Origin of the sequence: Maritimibacter fusiformis, from assembly GCF_008086115.1 — a bacterium.
GTDB lineage: Bacteria > Pseudomonadota > Alphaproteobacteria > Rhodobacterales > Rhodobacteraceae > Muriiphilus > Muriiphilus fusiformis.
This window is the reverse complement of sequence record NZ_VSIY01000015.1, coordinates 314,359-337,367: the sequence shown is the minus strand read 5'-3', so window position 1 is coordinate 337,367 and position 23,009 is coordinate 314,359. Positions and strand designations below refer to the sequence as shown.

The 23,009-nt window shown below is 66.0% G+C and carries 22 protein-coding genes and 1 tRNA gene; 15 read left to right on the top strand and 8 right to left on the bottom strand.

Annotated elements, in window-relative coordinates:
- Together FVF75_RS16375 and FVF75_RS16370 are read right to left on the bottom strand one after the other, a co-directional pair.
- Complete coding sequence (locus tag FVF75_RS16375; RefSeq protein ID WP_187393102.1) at positions 1–1,296, bottom strand: 3-deoxy-D-manno-octulosonic acid transferase; 1,296 nt, start codon at positions 1,294–1,296, stop codon at positions 1–3.
- A gap of 13 nt (positions 1,297–1,309) precedes the next feature.
- Complete coding sequence (locus FVF75_RS16370) at positions 1,310–1,552, bottom strand: DUF4170 domain-containing protein (RefSeq protein ID WP_148379858.1); 243 nt, start codon at positions 1,550–1,552, stop codon at positions 1,310–1,312.
- Between the two features lie 272 nt (positions 1,553–1,824).
- Between FVF75_RS16370 and FVF75_RS16365 the strand changes: the two genes are divergently transcribed.
- Positions 1,825–2,709 carry a methylenetetrahydrofolate reductase gene (locus FVF75_RS16365; protein ID WP_148379857.1) on the top strand — a complete coding sequence of 295 codons (885 nt, stop codon included), beginning with the start codon at positions 1,825–1,827 and terminating at the stop codon, positions 2,707–2,709.
- Positions 2,710–2,776: 67 nt separating this feature from the next.
- Here FVF75_RS16365 and FVF75_RS16360 read toward each other — a convergent pair.
- Positions 2,777–2,863: transfer RNA gene (locus FVF75_RS16360), tRNA-Leu, on the bottom strand.
- Between the two features lie 141 nt (positions 2,864–3,004).
- On the opposite strand from FVF75_RS16360, the gene FVF75_RS16355 reads away from it, so the two are divergent.
- A complete protein-coding gene (locus tag FVF75_RS16355) occupies positions 3,005–3,985 on the top strand; it encodes a complex I NDUFA9 subunit family protein (protein ID WP_148379856.1) in 981 nt (326 codons plus the stop codon).
- Here the strand turns inward: FVF75_RS16355 and FVF75_RS16350 are convergent.
- A complete protein-coding gene (locus FVF75_RS16350; protein WP_148379855.1) occupies positions 3,982–4,785 on the bottom strand; it encodes an undecaprenyl-diphosphate phosphatase in 804 nt (267 codons plus the stop codon). The two genes, FVF75_RS16355 and FVF75_RS16350, sit on opposite strands and share 4 nt — an antisense overlap.
- 213 nt (positions 4,786–4,998) lie before the next feature.
- Here FVF75_RS16350 and FVF75_RS16345 point away from each other — a divergent pair, with 213 nt between their 5' ends.
- From FVF75_RS16345 to gltB, 3 genes are all read left to right on the top strand, one after another.
- The gene (locus FVF75_RS16345) at positions 4,999–6,435 is read left to right on the top strand and encodes an NAD(P)-dependent oxidoreductase (RefSeq protein ID WP_148379854.1); all 1,437 of its coding nucleotides are present in this window, start codon (positions 4,999–5,001) and stop codon (positions 6,433–6,435) included.
- Positions 6,436–6,517: 82 nt separating this feature from the next.
- On the top strand, positions 6,518–7,267 hold the full coding sequence (locus FVF75_RS16340; protein ID WP_148379853.1) for a hypothetical protein: 750 nt from the start codon (positions 6,518–6,520) through the stop codon (positions 7,265–7,267).
- A complete protein-coding gene (gltB, locus tag FVF75_RS16335) occupies positions 7,254–11,795 on the top strand; it encodes a glutamate synthase large subunit (RefSeq protein WP_148379852.1) in 4,542 nt (1,513 codons plus the stop codon). Before FVF75_RS16340 ends, gltB begins: the two co-directional genes overlap by 14 nt.
- 53 nt (positions 11,796–11,848) lie before the next feature.
- Here the strand turns inward: gltB and FVF75_RS16330 are convergent, their stop codons facing one another.
- Complete coding sequence (locus FVF75_RS16330) at positions 11,849–12,355, bottom strand: hydrolase (protein ID WP_148379851.1); 507 nt, start codon at positions 12,353–12,355, stop codon at positions 11,849–11,851.
- Between the two features lie 98 nt (positions 12,356–12,453).
- Between FVF75_RS16330 and mtgA the strand changes: the two genes are divergently transcribed.
- The 3 genes from mtgA to queG all read left to right on the top strand — a co-directional run bounded on the left by mtgA (position 12,454) and on the right by queG (position 14,997).
- A complete protein-coding gene (gene mtgA / locus FVF75_RS16325) occupies positions 12,454–13,185 on the top strand; it encodes a monofunctional biosynthetic peptidoglycan transglycosylase (RefSeq protein WP_148379850.1) in 732 nt (243 codons plus the stop codon).
- Between the two features lie 109 nt (positions 13,186–13,294).
- Positions 13,295–13,960: an FtsZ-binding protein FzlA gene (fzlA, locus tag FVF75_RS16320; protein ID WP_148379849.1), complete on the top strand. Its 666-nt coding sequence runs from the start codon at positions 13,295–13,297 to the stop codon at positions 13,958–13,960.
- Complete coding sequence (gene queG / locus FVF75_RS16315; protein ID WP_246138116.1) at positions 13,957–14,997, top strand: tRNA epoxyqueuosine(34) reductase QueG; 1,041 nt, start codon at positions 13,957–13,959, stop codon at positions 14,995–14,997. The genes fzlA and queG overlap by 4 nt, the downstream gene beginning before the upstream one ends.
- On the opposite strand, the gene FVF75_RS16310 is transcribed toward queG, so the two are convergent.
- Positions 14,994–15,386 carry a hypothetical protein gene (locus FVF75_RS16310; RefSeq protein ID WP_148379848.1) on the bottom strand — a complete coding sequence of 131 codons (393 nt, stop codon included), beginning with the start codon at positions 15,384–15,386 and terminating at the stop codon, positions 14,994–14,996. The two genes, queG and FVF75_RS16310, sit on opposite strands and share 4 nt — an antisense overlap.
- A gap of 99 nt (positions 15,387–15,485) precedes the next feature.
- Positions 15,486–16,355, bottom strand: a complete 870-nt coding sequence (locus FVF75_RS16305) for a branched-chain amino acid aminotransferase (protein WP_148379847.1) — start codon at positions 16,353–16,355, stop codon at positions 15,486–15,488.
- A gap of 176 nt (positions 16,356–16,531) precedes the next feature.
- Here FVF75_RS16305 and FVF75_RS16300 point away from each other — a divergent pair, with 176 nt between their 5' ends.
- The 7 genes from FVF75_RS16300 to FVF75_RS16270 all read left to right on the top strand — a co-directional run bounded on the left by FVF75_RS16300 (position 16,532) and on the right by FVF75_RS16270 (position 22,072).
- Positions 16,532–17,035 (top strand): MarR family winged helix-turn-helix transcriptional regulator, encoded by a 504-nt coding sequence (locus tag FVF75_RS16300; protein WP_148379846.1) that lies wholly within the window; start codon positions 16,532–16,534, stop codon positions 17,033–17,035.
- On the top strand, positions 17,035–17,682 hold the full coding sequence (locus FVF75_RS16295) for a winged helix-turn-helix domain-containing protein (protein ID WP_148379845.1): 648 nt from the start codon (positions 17,035–17,037) through the stop codon (positions 17,680–17,682). The genes FVF75_RS16300 and FVF75_RS16295 overlap by 1 nt, the downstream gene beginning before the upstream one ends.
- Before the next feature lie 84 nt (positions 17,683–17,766).
- Positions 17,767–18,702: a histone deacetylase family protein gene (locus tag FVF75_RS16290; protein ID WP_148379844.1), complete on the top strand. Its 936-nt coding sequence runs from the start codon at positions 17,767–17,769 to the stop codon at positions 18,700–18,702.
- Positions 18,699–18,941 carry an exodeoxyribonuclease VII small subunit gene (locus FVF75_RS16285; RefSeq protein ID WP_148379843.1) on the top strand — a complete coding sequence of 81 codons (243 nt, stop codon included), beginning with the start codon at positions 18,699–18,701 and terminating at the stop codon, positions 18,939–18,941. The genes FVF75_RS16290 and FVF75_RS16285 overlap by 4 nt, the downstream gene beginning before the upstream one ends.
- Positions 18,941–19,801: a polyprenyl synthetase family protein gene (locus tag FVF75_RS16280; RefSeq protein WP_148379842.1), complete on the top strand. Its 861-nt coding sequence runs from the start codon at positions 18,941–18,943 to the stop codon at positions 19,799–19,801. Before FVF75_RS16285 ends, FVF75_RS16280 begins: the two co-directional genes overlap by 1 nt.
- A gap of 18 nt (positions 19,802–19,819) precedes the next feature.
- A complete protein-coding gene (gene dxs, locus FVF75_RS16275) occupies positions 19,820–21,760 on the top strand; it encodes a 1-deoxy-D-xylulose-5-phosphate synthase (RefSeq protein ID WP_148379841.1) in 1,941 nt (646 codons plus the stop codon).
- Between the two features lie 120 nt (positions 21,761–21,880).
- A complete protein-coding gene (locus FVF75_RS16270) occupies positions 21,881–22,072 on the top strand; it encodes a hypothetical protein (protein ID WP_148379840.1) in 192 nt (63 codons plus the stop codon).
- Between the two features lie 43 nt (positions 22,073–22,115).
- Here the strand turns inward: FVF75_RS16270 and FVF75_RS16265 are convergent, their stop codons facing one another.
- Entirely contained in the window at positions 22,116–22,982 is an 867-nt protein-coding gene (locus tag FVF75_RS16265) for an SDR family oxidoreductase (RefSeq protein WP_148379839.1), read from the bottom strand.
- Between the last annotated feature and the right edge of the window lie 27 nt (positions 22,983–23,009).

Here is a 23,009-nt window from a genome sequence, read left to right as displayed (position 1 = left end):
TCAGAGCCCCCGCTTGTCAAGCGCCTCGACCGCCAGCGCGACGATCCTGTCGGTGGCCTCGGCGCCGCTTGTGGTGACTTCCCACGCGGCGGCGGCCATCTCGGCCACCTTGTCGGGGGCCAGCAGGTATTCGACCGCGCGCGCCAGGCTTTCGGTGTCGCTGACCGTCCGCGCCGCGCCGCTGTCGCGAAGACGCTCATAGCTTTCGCGCCACAGCCCCATGTCGGGGCCATAGAGGACCGCCGACCCCAGCGCCGCCGCCTCGTAAGGGTTGCGCGCGCCCGGGCCGTTGCCGGCCAGCGACCCGCCCATCAGCGCCACCGGCGAAAGCCGATACCAAAGGCCGTATTCGTCGGGCAGATCGGCGATGAAGATCTCGACCGCCGGTTCCGGCTCATCATCCTTGGATCGCAGCCCGACGACCCAACCCGCGGCCTCGAGCTCGGCGGCGATCGCCGGTCCGTCGTCGCATTGCGCTGGCAGAATGACCAACAACAACCGGTGCGAGCGGCGCATCGCCAACCGGTGCGCTTCGACGACCATCGCGATCTCGTCCCGCGTTGCGCCAGCGGCCAGCCACACAGGGCGCGCGGCCAGGATCTCGGCCAGCCCGTCACGTTCGGCCTGGCTGCACGGCAGCGGTGCGCCGCCTTCCTGCAAAAACCCCGTGGCCTCGATCCGGTCGGCAGGCACGCCCAGCGCGCGCAATCCATCGACGGCGCGCGAGTCGCCCGCCAGCACATGCTGAAAGTTCTTCAGAAGCGAGCGGCGCAATCCCGGCAGCCAGCGCCACCCGGGCCGTTCCGGCACCCGCGCGTTGATCAGGAACATCGGAATGCCGGCGCGTCCGGTGGCCTCGATCAGCACCGGGTCCAGCCGGTTGTCGCCCCAGATGCACAGATCCGGCCGCCAATGCGCCAGGAACTCCGCCGCCCCCGGCCCTTCGGGATACGGCGCATATTGCTGGATCACGTCCGATGGCAGGCGCACGGCCAGCAGTTCATCCGGGCCATGACGCGCCGTGGTGATCAGGATCGCGACATCGTCACGCGCCTCGCGAAGCCGGTCGATCAGGTCGGGCAGGCCCAGCGCTTCGGCCTCGCTGCCGACATGCATCCAGATCAGGATGCCCTCGGGACGATTCAGGGTGCTCATGCCCATGCGCTCGGTGCCACGGTCCGGGTCTTCTGTCCCGGCCGCGATGCCCCGGTTCAAACGCCGTTCCGCCCGGACCTTGCCGTTCACCTTGCGCGAGGCAAGAAACAGGGCGAGCGCGAATCCGGATCGCCGGGCCATGATGATTGCCGGCTCAGCCCAGCTCTTCGGTCGGCGAGGTTTCGGCTTCCTCGTCGCGAAGGCGATGCAGATGGGCGATGAAATACCGCATATGGGCGTTGTCGACGGTGCGCTGCGCTTCGGACTTCCACGCATCATAGGCGCTCTGGTAGTCGGGATAGATCCCGACCATGTGAATGTCGTCGACGTTCTTGAAAACCGACCCGGTCGGATCGACCAATTCGCCTCCGAACACCAGATGCAGCCGTTGAACCATCCTCGCCTCCGCGTTTGTCCATGCGCGGCGACCCTAGTGGAGTTGCTGCAGGGGGAAAAGCCCCGACGGAATCGCCCGATGAGCCGGGGCGACCGCTGGGCAGACTGTCCGATCCTCCGGGGCAAATGCGGTGAAATCGCGCCGGACGCGGCAATTGGCGGAAACAGGCGGCGAAGTGACGGTAATGGTGGCCGTGGCGGCAGGCGGAGCCGCTAAAGCGAAACGAGGAAATCCCGCGCCGAGACTGCGCGCATTGATTCGAGGATGAGGCGATGGCCGTGGTAAACCTGCTGGACCGTTCCGACCCGGACCCGCTCAAGAGCTTTCTCGACGGCGCCTCAATCGAGGTGATGCCGCGCACGGCGGCGAAGATAGAGGACTTCAAACCACTCCTGCCCGCCGGCACCCGCATCTATATCGCCCATATCGAGGGCACCCCGATCGACGAGATGATCGCGACCGCACGGCGGCTGTCGGCGGACGGGTTCGCCGTGATGCCGCACCTGCCGGCGCGGATCATCCGCGATGCTGCCGAGCTGGACCGCTGGATCGGCCGCTATGCCGACGAGGCAGGCGTGACCCAGGCGCTGGTTCTGGCCGGCGGCGTGGCAAGGCCGGTGGGCGCCTTCACCGACTCGATGCAACTGCTCGAAACCGGGCTGTTTCAGAAACACGGCTACACCCGGCTGCATGTCGCGGGCCACCCGGAAGGCAACCGCGACATCGACCCGGACGGCTCCACCGCCAATGTCGACGCCGCACTTCTGCGCAAGCAACGCTTTGCCGAGGAAACCGGCCTCGACATGGCCGTTGCCACCCAGTTCGCCTTCGACGCAACCCCGGTCATCGCCTGGGCCGAGCGGCTGGCGGCGATGGGCGTCACCCTGCCGATCCATGTCGGCGTGGCCGGCCCGGCCAAATTGCAAACGCTGATCAAATTCGCGATCGCCTGCGGCGTCGGCCCGTCGCTTGGCGTGCTTCAGAAACGCACCAAGGATCTGACCAGGCTCCTGAAACCGTTCGAACCGACCGAGGTCTTGACCGCCCTGGCCCTCCACAAGTCCGAACACCCCGACAGCCTGATCGCCGGCGCCCATGTCTTCCCGCTCGGCGGAATCGGCGCCAGCACCGATTGGCTGGCCGCGCAGGCAGACTGAACGGACCGCTTCGCAAGCCGAAAACGGTGGCCTTGGGGCCGTTGTCTTGACTGACATTCTCGGGAAATGGTGCCCAGGAGAGGACTCGAACCTCCACGACCTTTCGATCACTGGTACCTGAAACCAGCGCGTCTACCAATTCCGCCACCTGGGCAGGTGTCGTGAGGCCGCGATGTAATGGGGGGCGCGGGCCGTGTCAACGGGGATTCGGACACAAAAGGCGTGACGGTTTGCGCCCTTGTCCTGACAGGGGCGCGGGGCTATTCAGGGGCGCGATGAAGGCAAGGAGTTGGGCATGTCGAAACTGGTGACGATCTATGGCGGATCGGGTTTTGTCGGGCGCTATATCGCGCGGCGCATGGCCAAGGCGGGCTGGCGGGTCCGCGTCGCCGTTCGGCGCCCGAACGAGGCACTGTTCGTCAAGACCTACGGCGTGGTTGGCCAGCTTGATCCGGTGCTCTGCAACATCCGTGACGATGCCTCGGTCGCGCTGGCGATGCAGGGGGCGGATGCGGTGGTGAACTGCGTCGGCACCTTCGACAAGGGTGGCAAGAACAACTTCGGCGCGGTTCAGCACGAGGGCGCCGAGCGGGTGGCGCGGCTGGCCGCGGCAGAGGGCATCTCGCGTCTTGTCCATATCTCGGCGATCGGCGCCGACAAGGACTCCGACAGCCTCTATGCCCGGTCCAAGGCGCTGGGCGAAGAGGCGATCCTTAAGCATTTCCCGAATGCGGTGATCCTGCGCCCCTCGGTGATCTTCGGGTCGGAGGATGCATTCTTCAACCGCTTCGCCGCAATGACGCGGTTCGGCCCGATCCTGCCGGTTGTGGGGGCGTCGACCAAGTTTCAGCCGGTGTTTGTCGACGACGTGGCCGCAGCAGCCGAATTGGGCGTGACCGGACAGGCCGCGCCGGGCATCTATGAGCTTGGCGGGCCGGAGGTCGCGACCTTCCGCGAACTCATGCACAAGATGCTCGACGTGATCGAACGGCGCCGCGCGGTGGTCAACCTGCCGTTCTGGCTGGCGCGATTCTTCGCCTTCTGGTTCGACCTGTGGCAATCCATGTCCGGCGGTTTGATCAGGGCACCCCTGACCCGCGACCAGGTGCGCAATCTTGCCCATGACAACGTGGTGACCGAGGACGCCAGGGGTTTTGCCGACCTCGGGATCGACCCGGTGGCGGTCGAGGCGGTGCTGCCCGACTATCTCTGGCCGTTCCGTCCCTCGGGTCAGTATGCCGCGATCAAGGCCTCGGCGCGCAATCTGCGGGCCTAGGTGTAGGCGATCACCAGCAGGACCACGCCCAGGATCACGCGGTAGATCACGTAGGGCGTGAAGCTGACCGATTTCAGCAACCGCATCATCAGGCTGAGCGCGACCAGCGCCGACAGGAACGCGAAACCGGCGGCGATGGCGCCGTCGCGGGCCGCCCCTATGTCAGCGGTGGCCACGACCTCGGCCCCCAGGAACACGCCCGATGCCAGGATTGTCGGGATCGACATCAGCATCGCAAGCCGGGCCCCGTCCTCGCGCGTATAGCCCAGCGCCCGCGCCCCCGAAATGGTGGCGCCTGACCGCGACACGCCGGGAATCAGCGCAATCGCCTGCCACAATCCCATGACGATGGCATCGCGCAGCGACCACTCCGGCGCCGTCTTTTCGGTCGCCCCCTCCTGGTCGGTCCAATAAAGCACCAGCCCGAAGATCAGCATCGTCCAGCCGATCACCGCGGTCGAACGCATCGCCTCGTCATAACCCGTGAGCTTGAGGATCAGCCCCGCGACCACGACCGGGACGGTCGCGACGGCCAAAAGGAAGGCAAGCCGCGATCCGGGCGTGTCGATCCGCCCGGTCAAAAGCCGCGGCACACCGGCCAGCGCCTCGGCAACGTCGCGCCAGAAATAGAGGATCACCGCGCCCAAGGTTCCGACATGCACCGCCACGTCGATCACCTGGCCCTGGTCGGCAAGCCCGGTGAGTTGAGGCAACAGAATCAGGTGCCCGGACGACGACACCGGCAGAAACTCGGTCAGGCCCTGGATGACCGCAACGATGAACAGATGCCAAAGGGACATGGGCGGCGCGCTCCGCTGGAGAAGTTGCGCAAAGCTAACCTGCGGGAAATGAATGGAAAGCGGTAATTTAAGGCAGCATTACTGCCATATTTCCATTAAAATGTGAGTCCCGTCCGCAAAAACCCGCAAGAAACTTTTGCAATGGGTCAGTGTTTGTGACTATTAATTTCCAGAAACCCTGCTAAACAAAGCGCCGGATTGACGGAGGACTCCATGGCCAGGCAGCCGATGCTGAAATTCGTGAACATCGGGCGCGACATGCCCGAGAAGCGCGACGCGAATGTTCGCAACCATGATTTCCATGAGATCTACGCGGAATACGCCGAGGCGAAAGCCGCCGAGCAGGCCAGCCGGTGCAGCCAATGCGGCGTGCCCTACTGCCAGACCCATTGCCCGCTGCACAACAACATCCCCGACTGGCTGCGCATGACCGCGATGGGCCGGTTGAAAGAGGCCTATGAACTCAGCCAGGCCACCAACACCTTCCCCGAGATCTGCGGTCGCATCTGCCCGCAGGACCGACTGTGCGAAGGCAATTGCGTGATCGAAACGGCGGGGCATGGCACCGTGACCATCGGCGCGGTCGAGAAATACATCACCGACACGGCCTGGGAAAACGGCTGGGTCGAAGAGATCGTGCCGATGGCCGCCCGGGGCGAAAGCGTCGGCATCATCGGCGCCGGGCCGGGCGGGCTGGCGGCCGCCGACGTGCTGCGGCGCGCGGGCGTGCAGGTGACGGTCTATGACCGCCATGACCGGGCCGGCGGGCTGATGACCTACGGCATCCCCAGCTTCAAGCTGGAAAAGGACGTGGTGATGCGCCGGGTGGCCCAGTTGGAACGCGCCGGGGTCGAGTTCGTGCTGAATTGCAACGTCGGCGTCGATCTGAGCTTTCAGGCCATTCGCGGACAACATGATGCGGTCTTGCTGGCCACAGGGGTCTACAAGTCGCGTGAGCTGACCGGGCCGGGCGCGGGGGCAAAGGGCATCGTGCGCGCGCTCGACTACCTGACCGCGTCGAACCGGATCGGCTTTGGCGACGAGGTCGAGGCGTTCGAGAACGGCACCCTGAACGCAGCGGGCAAGCGGGTGGTTGTGATCGGCGGCGGCGACACCGCGATGGACTGCGTGCGCACCGCGATCCGGCAGGGCGCGACCAGCGTGAAGTGCCTGTATCGCCGCGACCGGGCGAACATGCCCGGCTCGCAGCGCGAAGTTGCCAATGCCGAGGAAGAGGGCGTGGAATTCGTCTGGTTGGCCGCACCCAAGGGGTTCGGTGGCGATCCGGTCTCGGGTGTCATGGTGCAGAAAATGCGGCTGGGCGCGCCCGACGTGACCGGGCGGCAAAGCCCCGAACCGATCGACGGCGCGGACTATGTCGAACCGGCCGACCTTGTGATCAAGGCACTGGGTTTCGAGCCGGAGGATCTGCCGACGCTGTGGGAAGAAGAGGCGCTTCCAGTGACCCGTTGGGGCACCATCAAGGCCGATTTCCAGACCGGCGCGACCGAGTTGCCGGATGTCTTCGCGGTTGGCGACATCGTGCGCGGCGCAAGCCTTGTCGTCTGGGCGATCAAGGACGGTCGCGAGGCGGCCGCGGCGATCCTTGCCGGCTTTGACGCGCAGGCGTCGCAGGTTGCGGCCCAGTGAGCGTCGCGATGAGGAGCCACGCCGACGCAGCCCGCTTTATGACTGCATGCCTGACCCATATGACCGAAGGGAGCACGGCACGATGAACACGCGCCTGACCGCGATCACCGCCCTTTTGGCCACCCTGGCCACCACCCTGCCCGCCGAGGCCGCCGGGTTCACGCCGCCCAAGGGCTGCGAAACCTTCCTCACGGTTCAGTCGCGCGAATGCTCGGTCTCGCTGCTCTGGCGCTGCGACGGCGGCGACGATGGGCCGATCTGGGAGGCGAATTTCTCGGAAGGCGGCCTGCAATCGGTGGTCAGCTATGCCGCCAATTACCAATGGCTCGACGCGGTCTACATGTGGGACAGTTCGCGCGAGGAATTGGTGCCGCCCGCGACCGACCCCATCGACCTCGACACCCTGATCGGCACCGGCATCGACACCTACGATTTCATCATGCGCCGTTCCGAACCCCAAGGCACGCGCGACGTGCGCATGGTCGGGGCCGACCAGTTGACCGGCAGATCGGTCACCATCGACGGCTACGACCTCGAGGCCGTGGCGACCGAGCTTCAGATCCTGACCGAGGATGGCCGCGTCGAATACCAGAGCCGGGGCATCCAGTACCTTTCACACGACCTGCGGCTGTTCTTTCTTGGCCGAGAAACCGTGACCGGCACCGATGGCGTGGCGGCGGAGTATGACGGCACCCCGGTCGATATCATTCGGCCCGGCGAGCCGGGTTTTGGCACCACCGTGCCGCTTTATGACTGCAACCCACAGGATGCGGGGTTCATCCCCACCGCGCCGATGCTGCGGCAAGAGGAGACGAGCGATGACCGGATTTGACGACACCTGGCAGGCCGAGGAAACCGCCCGCCGCGCCTGGCTGGCCGAAAATGGCATGTATCGGGACGAATTCGAACATGCCTCCTGCGGGGTCGGGCTGGTGGTGTCGATCGATGGCACACCGTCGCGCAAGGTGGTGGAGAACGGCATCGACGCGCTCAAGGCGGTCTGGCACCGGGGCGCGGTGGATGCAGATGGCAAGACCGGCGATGGCGCCGGTATCCACGTGCAGATCCCCGTCCCCTTCTTTCACGACCAGATCCGCCGCACCGGACACGAGCCGCGCGAAGACCAGATGATCGCGGTCGGCCAGGTGTTCCTGCCACGCACCGATTTCGGCGCACAGGAAACCTGCCGCACGATCATCGAGACCGAAGTGCTGCGGATGGGCTATAATATCTATGGCTGGCGGCACGTGCCGGTGGATATTTCCTGCCTCGGCGACAAGGCCAACGCCACCCGTCCCGAGATCGAACAGATCCTGATTTCGAACGCCAAGGGCGTGGACGAAGAACGCTTCGAGCGCGAGCTTTACGTGATCCGCCGCCGGATCGAAAAGGCCGCCTTCGCCGCCGGGGTGCGCGAGCTTTACCTTGCCTCGCTGTCGTGCCGGTCGATCATCTACAAGGGCATGATGCTGGCCGAACAGGTCGCGGATTTCTATCCCGACCTCAAGGATGAGCGATTTGAAAGCGCCTTTGCGATCTATCACCAGCGTTATTCCACCAACACCTTTCCGCAGTGGTGGCTGGCCCAGCCGTTTCGGATGCTGGCCCACAACGGCGAGATCAACACGCTCAAGGGCAACCTCAACTGGCTGAAATCGCACGAGATTCGCATGGCCAGCGCCACCTTTGGCGACCTGGCCGAGGACATCAAGCCAATCGTGCCGAAAGGGTCTTCGGATTCGGCGGCGCTGGACGCGGTGTTCGAGGTGCTGGTGCGCGCCGGGCGGTCCGCGCCGATGGCGAAGGTTCTGATGGTGCCCGAAGCCTGGTCGAAGCAGGCGCTCGAACTGCCGCAGGCCTGGATCGACATGTACAACTACGCCAACGCGACGATGGAGCCGTGGGACGGCCCCGCCGCGCTGGCGATGACCGATGGCCGCTGGGTCTGCGCGGGGCTTGACCGCAACGGGTTGCGCCCGATGCGCTATGTCGTCACCGGCGACGGCATGGTGATCGCGGGCTCCGAGGCCGGGATGGTCCCGACCGACGAGGCGGGCGTGTTGGAAAAGGGCGCGCTCGGCCCCGGGCAACTTCTGGCCGTCGACATGCAGGACGGGCTGTTGTTCCACGACACCGAGATCAAGGACAAGCTGTCGGCCAGCCAGCCGTTCGGCGAATGGGTCGGGCGGATCAGCGACATCGAGGAAGACCTGGCGAAGGTCGAGGAAAAGCCGTTGTTCTCGGGCGACGACCTGCGCCGGCGTCAGATCGCGGCCGGCTTCACGCTCGAGGATCTCGAGCAGGTGCTCGCCCCGATGGCCGAGGACGGCAAGGAAGCCATCGGCTCGATGGGCGACGATACCCCCAGCGCGGTGCTCTCAACCCGCTACCGGCCGCTCAGCCATTTCTTCCGGCAGAACTTCAGCCAGGTGACGAATCCGCCGATCGACAGCCTGCGCGAATACCGGGTGATGAGCCTCAAGACCCGGTTCGGCAACCTCAAGAACGTGCTCGACGATGCCGGCAGCCAGTCCGATATCCTGGTGCTGGACAGCCCCTTCGTCGGCAACGCCCAGTTCGACGAGCTGACCCGGCATTTCAACGCGGCGATGGCGGAAATCGACTGCACCTTCCCGGTTGGCGACGATCCGCACGCGCTGGCCGATGCGCTGGCCCGGATCCGGGCGGACGCCGAGGAAGCGGTGCGCTCGGGCGCCGGTCACATCGTTCTGAGCGACATGAAACAGGGGCCCGACCGGGTGCCGATGCCGATGATCCTGGCCACCAGTGCTGTGCATTCCTGGCTGACCCGCAAGGGGCTGCGCACCTTCACCTCGCTCAACGTGCGCTCCGCCGAATGCCTTGATCCGCATTACTTCGCGGTCTTGATCGCCAGCGGCGCCACGGTGGTCAACGCCTATCTCGCCGAGGACAGCCTGGCCGACCGGATCGAACGCGGGTTGCTGGACATGACCCTGACCGAGGCGACGCGCAACTACCGCGAGGCGGTCGATCAGGGCCTGCTCAAGATCATGTCCAAGATGGGCATCTCGGTAATCTCGTCCTATCGCGGCGGGCTGAATTTCGAGGCCGTGGGCCTTAGCCGTTCGATGGTGAACGAGTATTTTCCCGGCATGATCAGCCGCATCTCCGGCATCGGGATCGGCGGCATCCAGCGGAAACTGGAGGAAATCCACACCGCCGGCTGGCGTCATCCGGGCACCAGCATCCTGCCCATCGGCGGCTTCTTCAAGGCGCGCACGGGCGGCGAAACCCATGCCTGGCAGGCCACCAACATGCACCTGCTGCAATCGGCCTGCGACCGCGCCTCCTATGAATTGTGGAAGCAGTATTCGGCCAAGATGCGGGCCAACCCGCCGATTCACCTGCGCGACATGCTCGACATCAAGCCTCTGGGCGCACCGGTGCCGATCGAAGAGGTGGAAAGCATCACGGCGATTCGCAAACGGTTCGTGACACCCGGCATGTCCCTGGGCGCGCTAAGCCCCGAGGCGCACATGACGCTGAACATCGCGATGAACCGGATCGGCGCCAAGTCGGATTCCGGCGAGGGCGGCGAAGACCCGGCGCATTTCCTGCCGATGCCCAATGGTGACAACCCCTCGGCCAAGATCAAGCAGGTCGCGTCCGGCCGGTTCGGGGTGACGGCGGAATACCTCAACCAGTGCGAAGAGCTTGAAATCAAGGTGGCCCAGGGGGCCAAGCCCGGCGAGGGCGGGCAGCTTCCGGGGATGAAGGTCACCGACCTGATCGCGCGGCTGCGTCATTCGACCAAGGGGGTGACGCTGATCTCGCCGCCGCCGCACCACGACATTTATTCGATCGAAGACCTCGCGCAACTGATCTACGACCTCAAGCAGATCAACCCGCGCGCCAAGGTGACGGTCAAGCTGGTCGCCTCGTCGGGCGTCGGGACCATCGCGGCGGGCGTGGCCAAGGCCAAGGCCGACGTGATCCTGATCTCCGGCCACAACGGCGGCACCGGCGCCAGCCCCGCGACCTCGATCAAGTTCGCGGGGCTGCCGTGGGAAATGGGCCTGACCGAGGCGCACCAGGTGCTCAGCATGAACCACCTGCGCGACCGGGTGACGCTGCGCACCGATGGCGGTCTGCGCACCGGGCGCGACATCGTCATGGCCGCGATGATGGGGGCCGAGGAATACGGCATCGGCACCGCCGCGCTGATCGCGATGGGCTGCATCATGGTGCGTCAGTGCCAGTCCAACACCTGCCCGGTGGGCGTCTGCACCCAGGACGAAGACCTGCGCGCCAAGTTTACCGGCTCGGCCGACAAGGTGGTCAACCTGATCACCTTCTATGCCACCGAAGTGCGCGAGATTCTCGCCTCGATCGGCGCGCGCTCGCTGGACGAGGTGATCGGGCGGGCCGACCTGCTCAGCCAGGTCAGCCGCGGCTCGCCGCATCTCGACGATCTCGACCTCAACCCGCTGCTGGTCACGGTCGATGGCGCCGACAGGGTGGTCTACGACCGCGACCGCCCGCGCAACGAGGTGCTGGACACGCTCGACTCCGAGATCGTCAAGGACGCCGCGCGCTTTCTGAATGACGGCGAAAAGATGCAGCTTCAATATGCCGTGCGCAACACCGACCGCACCATCGGCACACGCATCTCGAGCCATATCGTGCGCAACTTCGGCATGCGCAACAGCCTGCAACCCGACCATCTGACGGTGAAGCTGACCGGCTCCGCCGGGCAGTCGCTGGGGGCTTTCGCAGCGCCGGGGCTGAAGCTCGAAGTGTCGGGCGACGCCAACGACTATGTCGGCAAGGGCCTGTCGGGCGGCACCATCGTGGTGCGCCCGCCGATGGCCAGCCCGCTGGTGGCCAGCGAAAACACCATCATCGGCAACACCGTCCTATACGGCGCGACCGACGGGCACCTGTTCGCCGCGGGCCGCGCCGGCGAACGGTTCGCGGTGCGAAACTCGGGCGCGAAGGTGGTGATCGAAGGCTGCGGTTCGAACGGCTGCGAATACATGACCGGCGGCGTGGCGGTGATCCTCGGCTCGGTCGGTCCGAACTTCGGCGCGGGCATGACCGGCGGCATGGCCTACATCCACGACCCCGACCGCGTTGCCGGCGACTACCTGAACCCCGAAACGCTGGTGACGGTGCCAGTGACCATGGAGCATTGGGAAACCGAACTGCGCGATCTGATCCTGCGTCATGCCGACGAGACCGGCAGCGTCAAGGCGCACCAGATCCTTCAGGACTGGGACACAGAACGCGCCAATTTCCTGCAGATCTGCCCAAAGGAGATGCTGCCGCACCTGCCCGTGCCCTTGAGCGCGCAAGACAGCGCCATTCCCGCGCAGTAAGCGGGCGGTGTTCGCGAACCACGGGGCGCCGGCAATGGCGCCCCGTTTGCGTGTCAGACCTGGGCAAACCCAACGACGTAGTTGTGTCCGTAGTGCTTGGAGCATTTCGGGCACAGGGTGTAGAAAAAGAACACGTCGCCATCCGGATTGCCGCGTTCGGCGGCGATATCCTTCATTTCGTCGTGCCAGGCCCCGGCTTCGGAAAACGGCGCGTCGAACACCTTGGTCACGAAATCCCCGCTGAGCCGGACCATTTCTTCGTCCGCAACGTCACGCGTCGCGGCGAAGTAGTGTTCCGATGTCCAGGGCCCCAGGTCTTTCGACAGGACCAGGAAATCCTCCGGATCGAAGGCATCCGCATCCTTCAGGTGGTCCTGGACGCGCTGGAACACCCGCGCCATGTCAATCGGCATGTGAAACACCGCATGGGTGCGCGCGCGCACGAAAAGCCTGTCCTCGAAATGCAGGTCAAGCCCATCCCACGCGCGCGGGTCGATCAGTGCGCAACACCCGGTCTCCGATGCCCCGGTGTCGTAGGTCGGCAGGTTGTCATAGGGCATGTCATCCTCCTCTGGTGAATGAATCATAACGTCCCGGCCGGCGTTCCGCCTTGATCTGGGTCTTGACCGACCAATTCGAGCCGTGGTCTGAACCTGCCATGGCAAAGAAACCGAAGCGGAAAAAAAGCGCGACACGAAGACTGGTCGCCACGTCGCTGCGCCTGACCTGGCGCTGGCTGCGGCGGCTGCTGCTGGCCTTTGCCGCCGTGGTTTTCGCGCTTGTCGTGCTGTTTGCCTTCGTGAACCCGCCGACCACGCTCTACATGGCGTCGGAAAAGGCGCGGCTCGACGGGCTGAAACACGACTGGACCGATCTCGACGCGATTGCGCCGGTGATGGCGCGGTCGGTCGTGGCGGCGGAGGACGCGAATTTCTGCACCCATTGGGGCTTTGACATGACCGCGATCCGGCAGGTGATCGAATCCGGCGAAAGCCGGGGCGCCTCGACCCTGACGCAACAAGTGGTCAAGAATGTTTACCTCTGGCCGGCGCGAAGCTGGGCGCGCAAGGCGCTGGAGGCGCTGATCACGCCGGTGGTCGAACTGGTCTGGAGCAAGCGCCGGATCGTCGAGGTCTATCTGAACGTGGCCGAGTTCGACGAGGGCGTGTTCGGGGTCAGTGCCGCGGCGCAACACTATTTCGGCATCCCGCCGGACCGGCTGTCGGCGGATCAGGCGGCGCGGCTGGCTGCGGTTCTGCCCGACCCCAAGGGCCGCTCGGCATCCCGCCCCTCGCAATTCGTGCAGGGCCGCGCGGCGGCAATCCGCGACGGCGCCGCGACCATCCTGCTCGACGGTCGCGCGGCCTGTTTTTCGCAACCGGCCCCCTGAGTCGGGGTGGCCGAAACCCGCCCCGCGCCACCGACACGAAGTCACGAGGATTGAACCGCGCCGGGTTTCGCGCCATTACGGGCCGGAACCCCACCAGCAGTGATGTGCCATGAACCGCCTGTTTCATTTCCAGCTTTCCCCCTTCTGCCGCAAGGTCCGGCTGTCGTTGGCCGAAAAGAAGATCGAGGTCGAACTGGTCGAAGAACGCTATTGGGAAAAGGGCGCCGAGTTTCTGCGCCGCAACCCGGCGGGCAAGGTGCCGATCCTGCGCTATGGCACCAAGACCCTGACCGAAAGCGCGGCGATCTGCGAATATATCGAGGAACGCCATCCCGAGCCGCCGCTGATGCCCCGCGACGCCGACGGGCGGTATGAAGTTCGTCGGCTGGTCGGCTGGTTCGACGACAAGTTCCATCGCGAGGTGACGGCCAATCTGCTTTACGAACGGGTGAACAAGAAGCTGTCCGGTCAGGGCTATCCCGACAGCACCAACGTCAAGGCGGGCGCCAAGGCCATCAAGTATCACCTCGACTACATGGGGTGGCTTCTGGACAAGCGGCGCTGGCTGGCGGGGGACAACATGACGCTGGCCGACTTCGCCGCCGCCGCGCATCTGTCGGCGCTCGACTACGTGTCGGACGTGGATTGGGACCGGAACGCCAATGTTCGCGAGTGGTATTCCAAGATCAAGTCGCGGCCCTCGTTCCGCTCGATCCTGGCCGACCACGTGCCGGGCTTCCCGCCGCCGCCGCATTACGCGGACCTCGATTTTTGACGCATGAGCTGAAACAGGCGCTGATCGACCAGGCCCTTGCGGAAGGCTTCGCCAAGGTCGGCATCACCCGGCCCGATGCGGTGCCCGAGATCGCCGGGCGGCTTGACGACTTCGTGCGCGCCGGGCGGCACGGGCAGATGGGCTGGATGGCCGAGCGCATGCACTGGCGCGGCAATCCGGCGGCGCTTTGGCCCGAGGCGCGCTCGGTCATCATGCTGGCCGAACCCTATACGCCCGAGCACGATCCGCGCGATGTGCCGGCGCGGCGCGACCGTGGCGCGATCAGTGTCTATGCGCAGAACCGCGACTACCACGACATCGTCAAGAATCGGCTCAAGCGGGTCGGGCGCTGGCTGATCGAGGCGGCCGGGCCGGAGACTGAAATCAAGGTTTTCGTCGACACCGCGCCGGTCATGGAAAAACCGCTGGCGGCGGCCGCCGGGCTGGGCTGGCAGGGCAAGCACACCAACCTGTTGTCGCGCGACCTGGGCAACTGGTTTTTCCTGGGCGCGATCTTCACGACGCTCGATCTGCCCGAGGACGCGCCGGGGCGCGAGAATTGCGGCAGTTGCACCGCCTGCCTAGATGCCTGCCCGACGGATGCCTTTCCGGCGCCGTTCCAGCTCGACGCGCGGCGCTGCATTTCCTACCTGACCATCGAGCATCACGGCCCGGTGGACGAAGACCTGCGCCCGTTTCTGGGCAACCACATCTATGGCTGCGACGATTGCCTGGCCGCCTGTCCGTGGAACAAATACGCGGTCGCGGCGCACGAGGCACGGTATCACGCGCGCGACGATCTGACCGCGCCCCGGCTGGCAGAGCTTGCCGCGCTGGACGACACGGCGTTTCGGGCGATGTTCTCAGGCTCGCCGGTCAAGCGGGTCGGGCGCGACAGGTTTCTGCGCAACGTCTGCTATGCCATCGGCAATTCCGGCGATCCGTCCCTGATCCCGGCGCTTCGCCCGCTGCTGACCGATCCCGACCCGACACTGGCCGAGGCCGCGTCCTGGGCGCTGGCGCGGCTCTCACCCTAGCCACCCGGCGGCACGCGCATCCGGTAGGCTTCCACTGCCGCGCCGATCCCTTCGGCGGCGCGCGTGGCCGGATAGGGACCGACCACCGATGTGCCGATGACGTAGCTGACCACCGGCGGCCCGGTTCCGGGCAGGAATTTCACCTCGAGATCGACGCCCTTGGCCCCGAAAGCATTGGTCAGCGCACGCGCCAAGGCAGCCTGCCTGTCGCCGGACAGGTCGGCCCCGGTCACGCGCGCCACGACGCCGGTCCCGTCGCCATAACCGCCGGTATAGGCACGCAGCGCCTCGCGCGTCAGGCCAAGGGGGCGCAGGTTCGGGTTCTTGGTGACATGAAACCACGACAGCGCCACCGCGCTGGGCAGGATCGCCAAGGCGATGATCGCCATGAGATAAATGTTATTGCGCTGTGCCGGCATGTCTGCCCCCGGAAAACCTTTCCGGGGACATTATCCGACCGACCCTGCCAAAGCGTTAAGCCTGCGCCCTCAGGCGCGCACCAGCGCCTCGTAGGCCTCGGAAATCTCGCGTGTCAGCGTCCCGACCTTGAAGTGATAGTCGCCGATCTGCCCGACCGGCGTGACCTCGGCGGCGGTGCCGGTGAGCCAGCACTGTTCGAACCCCTCCATCTCTTCGGGCATGATGTGACGTTCGTGCACGGTGACGCCGCGATCCTTGAGCATCCCGATCACCGTCTGGCGGGTCAGCCCGTTGAGGATCGCGTCGGGGATCGGCGTATGCACTTCGCCATCCTTCACGAAGAAGATGTTGGCCCCGGTCGCCTCGGCGACATAGCCGCGATAATCCATGAACAGTGCATCCGAGCAGCCCTTGGCCTCGGCGGCGTGCTTGGACATGGTGCAGATCATGTAAAGGCCGGCGGCCTTGGCGGCGGTGGGAATGGTCTCGGGGCTGGGGCGTTTCCATTTCGAGATGTCGAGCTTGGCGCCCTGGAACTTGGCGTCGCCGTAGTAGTTGCCCCATTCCCAGGCCGCCACCGCCAGCCTGACCGGGTTGCGCGACGACGACACGCCCATGTCGTCGCCCGCGCCCCGAAAGGCCACGGCCCGCACATAGGCATCGGTGAATCCGTTGGCCGCGAGCACCTCGTATTTCGCGGCCTCGATCTGATCGACTCTCCACGGGATCGGCATGTCGATCAGCTCGCCCGAGCGCAGCAGGCGGGCGCTGTGTTCACGCGACTTGAAGATCTTGCCGCCGTAGCACCGCTCGCCCTCGAACACCGACGACGCATAATGCAGCCCGTGCGTCAGGACATGCACCTTGGCGTCGCGCCAGTCGACCATCTGCCCGTCAACCCAGATCTTGCCGTCACGATCATCGTATGCTCCAGCCATCTTCACACCTCCTGGCCACGCGTTCTTTGCGAAAGTTGCGCAAAAAGGTCCGCTTCGGGCGTAATCTTGCGAAAAATTCGCAGATCGCTAACAGTTGAGTCTTGGAAAGTCAACAAGGCTGACATAAAATTCAGGCTATCGCGCAGCCAGAAACGAATGACCGGAGGACCGGCCGAATGAACGAACGACGCGGGCCGGGCGGGCAGCCCCTGCTGTTTCTGACCGACGAGCAACTCAGGCGCGGAATCGAGGCGATGTTCTTCGCCTATCGCGGCTTCACCGCCGATCCGGATCGCATCCTGCAGAAACACGGCTATGGCCGGGCGCATCACCGGGCGCTGCATTTCATCCGTCGCAGCCCCGATACCACGGTCAACAACCTGCTTTCCATTCTCGGCGTGACCAAGCAATCGCTGAACCGGGTGCTGCGCACGCTCATCGAGGATGGGCTGGTCGAGGCCAAGGTGGGCACACGCGACAAACGCGAACGCAACCTGGCGCTGACCGACAAGGGGGTCGAACTGGAACGCGAACTGGCCGATGTGCAGCGCGAGCGGATGCGCCTGGCCTATCGCGACGCCGGCCCGGACGCGGTGCAGGGGTTTCGCACCGTGCTCGAAGCGATGATGGACCCGGACATGCGGCGCCACTTCAACCGCCTGATGGGGCCGGAGGAATGATGCCCGACACCCCGGCCCACCTGCTGCTGGTCGAACGCGATGAACGGCTGCGCAAACTGTTGCGCGCGTTTCTCAGGCAACAGGGGTTCCTGGTGTCGGTGGCGCGCGACGCGGAGCATGCCAAGCGGCTGCTGGCCGGGCTCGAGTTCGACCTGATCGTGCTCGACATCGGGCTGGGCGGTGCGCACGACCTGGATGTATCGGGCGGGGCGCCGGTGCTGGCGCTGTTGGGGCGCGACGATCCCGAAGGCGACGGGCTGCGCAAGCCGTTCGAACCGGCGGCGCTGCGCGCACGGATCGACACGATTCTCGACCGCCGGCCACCGCCCGCGGAACCCGCCCCCAAGAGCGTATCCATGGGCGAAATGCGGTTCGACGTGGACCGCGGCACCTTGATGCGGGGCGACGAGCCGGTGCGGCTGACCGCGACCGAGGTGCACCTGATGCGCATCCTTGCCAACCGCGCGGGCGAGCCGGTCGGGCGTGGTGAACTGGTGGCGCAACTGGGGCGCACCGGGCTGGCCACCAAGGCGCGCGCCGTCGACGTGCAGATCACCCGTCTTCGGCGCAAGCTTGAGCGTGACCCGAAGTCGCCGCGTCACCTGCAAACCGTGCGCGGCGCGGGCTACATGCTGGTCGGCGACTGAGCGCGACAGCCTGTCGCCGGGATTTGGCGTGCGCACAGATAAACCGCCCTTGGCATTGCCGCCCCGACAGGACACATTCGCGCCATGACAACAGCGCTCTTCACCCACCCCGACTGCCTCGACCACATCAACCCTCCCGGCCACCCGGAGCAGGTGGCCCGACTGAAAGCCATCGACGCCGCACTGGCCGCGCCGGGCTTTGCCACGCTCGACCGGCGCGAGGCACCGCTGGGCGACGAGGCCGATATCCGTCGCGCCCATCCCAAGGTGCATCTCGACCGCATCCGCGCCAGCGCGCCGGCCGAGGGTCTGACCCAGATCGACCCGGACACCTCGATGTCGCCCGGCTCGCTCACCGCCGCCTATCGCGCGGTGGGTGGTGCGGTCGCGGCGGTGGATGCGGTGCTGACGGGCGAGGCCGGCAATGCCTTCGTTGCCTGCCGCCCGCCTGGGCATCATGCGGAACGTGCCCGCCCGATGGGGTTCTGTCTGTTCTCCAATGCCGCCATCGCGGCGCTGCATGCGCTGGACGTTCAGGGGCTTGACCGGGTGGCGGTGCTGGATTTCGACGTGCATCACGGCAACGGCACCCAGGACGTGCTGTGGAACGAAAGCCGGGCGCGCTTTGCCTCGTCGCACCAGATGCCGCTTTATCCCGGCACCGGCGGCGCGCATGAGAAGGGCGCCTATGAGCAGATCCTGAACGTGCCGCTGTCCGAAGGGTCGGGCGGCGAGCGGATGCGGGCCGAGTGGGAGGGCAGCATCCTGCCCTGGATCTCGGAATTCCGGCCGGAGTTGATCGTGGTCTCGGCGGGGTTCGACGCCCATGCCCGCGACCCACTGGCCGGGCTGCACTGGCAGACCGAGGATTTCGGCTGGCTGACGCACCGGATCTGCGATCTGGCGGATGACGTCTGCGACGGGCGGGTGGTCTCGACGCTCGAGGGCGGATATGATCTGGAAGCCTTGGCCGAGAGCGTGGCCCTGCACGTTGAAATCCTGATGGAGCGCGGAAAATGACCGACAAGCCGGTGGACGAGATGAGCTTCGAGGAAGCGATGGCGGAACTGGAAGCGGTGGTCGGCCAGCTTGAACGTGGCGACGTGGCGCTGGAGGCGTCGATCGAGCTTTACGAGCGCGGCGCCAAGCTCAAGGCACGCTGCGAGGTCAAGCTCAAGGAAGCCGAGGAGAAGGTCGCCGCGATCACCCTCGACCAGGACGGCAACCCCACCGGCACCACCCCTGTCGAAGGGTTGTGATGTTCCGCTCGCGGCTGGCCGAAACCCGCGAGGTCGCGCAAGCCTGCCTGGGCACCGCCCTGCCCGCGTCCGGCCCGATGGCCGCACCGATGCGCCACGCGGTTGCCGGGGGCAAGGGGATGCGGGCGTTCCTGGTGCTGGAAGGCGCACGGATGCTGGGTATCGACGCCGACAGCGCGCAGTTTCCGGCAGCGGCGGTCGAGGCGATCCACGCCTATTCGCTGGTGCATGACGATCTGCCCTGCATGGATGACGACGATCTGCGCCGGGGCCAGCCGACCGTTCACCGCAAGTGGGACGAGGCCACCGCCGTTCTGGCCGGTGACGCGCTGCAAGCCTTGGCGTTCGAGCTTCTGGGCCGCGACGAGGTGGGCACAGCCGAGGTGCGGATCGAACTGTCGCGCAGCCTGGCCCATGCCGCCGGGGCCGAGGGCATGGTGCTGGGCCAAGCACTCGATATCGCCGCCGAGACCGCCGAGACACCGCTGACGCTCGACCAGATCATCGCACTTCAGGCGGGCAAGACCGGGGCGCTGATCCGCTGGTCGGCGATGGCCGGGGCGGTGATGGCGGGGGTGTCGACCGATCCGCTTCGCCGCTATGGCGCGGCGGTGGGGCTGGCGTTCCAGATTGCCGACGACGTGCTCGATGTCGAGGGTGACCCCGACCGCGTCGGCAAGGCCACCGGAAAGGATGCGGACAAGCACAAGGCGACCTTCGTGTCGCTGCTGGGTCTCGACGCCGCCAAGACGCGGGCGCAGGAGTTGGTGGACGCCGCCTGCGAGGCGCTTGCGCCCTACGGAAATGAGGCGCAAACCTTGCGGGAGGCCGCGCGTTTCGTTATCTCGCGGGACTCGTAGGCCCCTCGTGAGGTTCTGATGCCAGACCGCCCCGAAACCCCTCTGCTCGACCGCATCCAGTCGCCCGCCGACATGAAGGCGCTGTCGCTGCGCGAATTGCGGCAACTGGCCGATGAAGTCCGGGCCGAGACCATCAGCGCCGTCAGCGAAACCGGCGGACACCTGGGCGCGGGGCTGGGGGTGGTCGAACTGACCGTGGCGCTGCACGCGGTGTTCGACACGCCGCGCGACAAGCTGATCTGGGACGTGGGCCACCAGGCCTATCCGCACAAGATCCTGACCGGGCGGCGCGACCGTATCCGCACGCTGCGGCAGAAGAACGGGCTGTCGGGTTTCACCAAGCGCGCGGAAAGCCCCTATGACCCGTTCGGTGCGGCGCATAGCTCGACCTCGATCTCGGCGGCGCTGGGCTTTGCCTGCGCCCGCGATCTGGGTGGCGCGCCCGAGCACGGCATCGGCGACACCGTCGCGGTGATCGGCGACGGCTCGATGAGCGCGGGCATGGCATTCGAGGCGATGAACAACGCCGGCCACCTGAAAAAGCGCATGTTCGTCATCCTGAACGACAACGAGATGTCCATCGCGCCGCCGGTCGGCGCGCTGTCGAACTACCTGACGCGGCTCTATGAGACCGAACCGTTCCAGGAATTGAAGGCCGCCGCCAAGGGCGCGGTCAGCCTGTTGCCGCCGCCGTTCCAGGAAGGCGCGCGCCGGGCCAAGGAAGTGCTGAAGTCGATGACCGTCGGCGGCACCCTGTTCGAGGAACTGGGCTTTTCCTATATCGGCCCGCTCGATGGCCACGACATTGATCAGTTGATGGGCGTGCTCGGCACCGTCCACGAACGCGCCACCGGGCCGGTCCTGATCCATGTCATCACCAAGAAGGGCAAGGGCTACCCCCATGCCGAAAGAGCCAACGACCGGGGCCATGCCACCGCGAAATTCGACGTGGTCACCGGCAAGCAGCAAAAGGCCAAGCCGAACGCGCCGTCCTATACCTCGGTGTTCGGCAAGACCCTGACCCAGCTTGCCGAAAAGGACAGCCGCATCTGCGCCGTCACCGCCGCGATGCCGGACGGGACCGGGGTGAACTACCTCGCCGACCGCTTTCCGTCGCGCGTCTTCGACGTGGGCATCGCCGAGCAGCACGGCGTGACCTTCTCGGCGGCGCTGGCGGCGGGCGGGATGCGGCCGTTCTGCGCGATCTATTCGACGTTCCTGCAACGCGGCTATGACCAGGTGGTGCATGACGTGGCGATCCAGCGTCTGCCGGTCAGGTTCATGATCGACCGCGCCGGGCTGGTCGGGGCCGATGGCGCAACCCATGCCGGCAGTTTCGACCTGGCCTATCTCGGCAACCTGCCGGGCTTCACCATCATGGCCCCGGCGGATGAGGCCGAGCTTGTGCACATGGTCGCCACCGCCGCCGCGATTGACGATGGCCCCTCCGCCGTGCGCTACCCGCGCGGCGAGGGCGTCGGCACCGAAATGCCGGAGGCGCCGCAGGTTCTGGAGATCGGCAAGGGCCGGATCATGCAACAGGGCAGCCGCATCGCGCTTCTGAGCCTGGGGACACGGCTGTCCGAGACCATGCTGGCCGCCGAACGGCTGGCGGGGCGGGGCATCACGCCGACCGTGGCCGACGCACGCTTTGCCAAGCCGCTGGACGAGGCGTTGATCCTGTCACTCGCCGCCGATCACGAGGCGCTGATCACCATCGAAGAGGGCGCCATCGGCGGCTTCGGTAGTCATGTCGCGCAATTTCTGGCCGAACATGGCGCGTTCGATGCCGGGCTACGCTTCCGCTCGATGGTTCTGCCGGACACGTTCATCGACCACGCCAGCCCCAAAGACATGTATGCAACCGCCGGGCTGAATGCCGAACAGATCGAGGCCAAGGCACTGTCCGCGCTTGGAATCGCCGACCTCGGAGCCAAACGGGCGACGGATCGCGCATGATTGCACCCGATATGCAACACCGCCGGAATATTGTCCGCCAAAGCCTTGGAACGGGTGGACTTCGCCCGGATGCAACCACAAGTTAGTCGGGTCCAATTTCCAAGACCTGGGGTAAGTGAAATGAAAAAGTTCGTACTTGGCGCCGCCTTTGCACTGGTCGCTGGTGCAGCCGTTGCCGGAACCGTCGCTCCACCGATCATGGAGCCGGCCATCGTGATCGAACAGGCCTCCGGTTCGTCGATGAACCAGCACCTGTTGCCGCCGATCCTGTTCGTTCTGGCCGTCGCGACCAGCATCATCTTCTTGCCGTAAGCGACGCCGGACAGACCTGCTGAATGGGGCGCCTTCGGGCGCCCTATTCTTCTTCCGCCTCCAGCGCCAGCAGCGCGGCAAGCCCGTCGCGATAGGTCGGATACTTCAGTTCGACACCCAGATCGGTCTTGATCCGGTCATTTCGCACCCGCTTGGACTCGGCATAGAAGCTGCGCGCCATTGGTGTCATCTCGGCGCTGGCGAAGTCTTCCTCGGGCGGCGGCGCAACACCCAGAAGCTCGGCGGCATGCGCCAGAACATCTTCGGGGGGTGCCGCGAGGTCGTCGCAGACGTTGTAGACCGCCCCGGGGTTCGGCCTGCGGATCGACGCGGCAAGCACCCCGGCGATGTCCTCGACATGGATGCGCGAAAACACCTGCCCCGGCTTGACGATCCGCCGCGCGGTGCCGCGCCGGACCTTGGCGAACGGTCCCCGCCCCGGCCCGTATATCCCCGCCAGGCGAAAGACATGCAGCGGCAGTCCGGCCTCGTCCGCCAGCGCCTGCCATTGCCCCTCGGCCCTGACCCTCTGACGCCCGCGCCGCGTTGACGGGGTCAGCGGCGTGGTCTCGTCGACCCAACCGCCCTGGTGGTCACCATAAACGCCGGTGGTCGAGAGGTAGCCGACCCAGTCGAACCGCTCAGCCGCGATCTCGTCGCGCAGGGCCGCCAGAACCGGATCGCCATCATCGTCCGGCGCCGCCGACAACAGCAGATGCGTGGCCTCGGCCAGATGGGGCGCCATGTCGCTGCCGGGCCAAATCACCGGCTCGATCCCCTCGGCGGCCAGCGCGGCGGCCTTGTCGGGGCTGCGGGTGGTCCCGATGACGCGCCAGCCCTCGGCGATCAGGGTCTTGGCCAGTGCGCGGCCGGAATAGCCGCAGCCGAATATGAGCATCGTGTTTGTCATGGTCGGTTTATCCAATTTGCGCGCCGC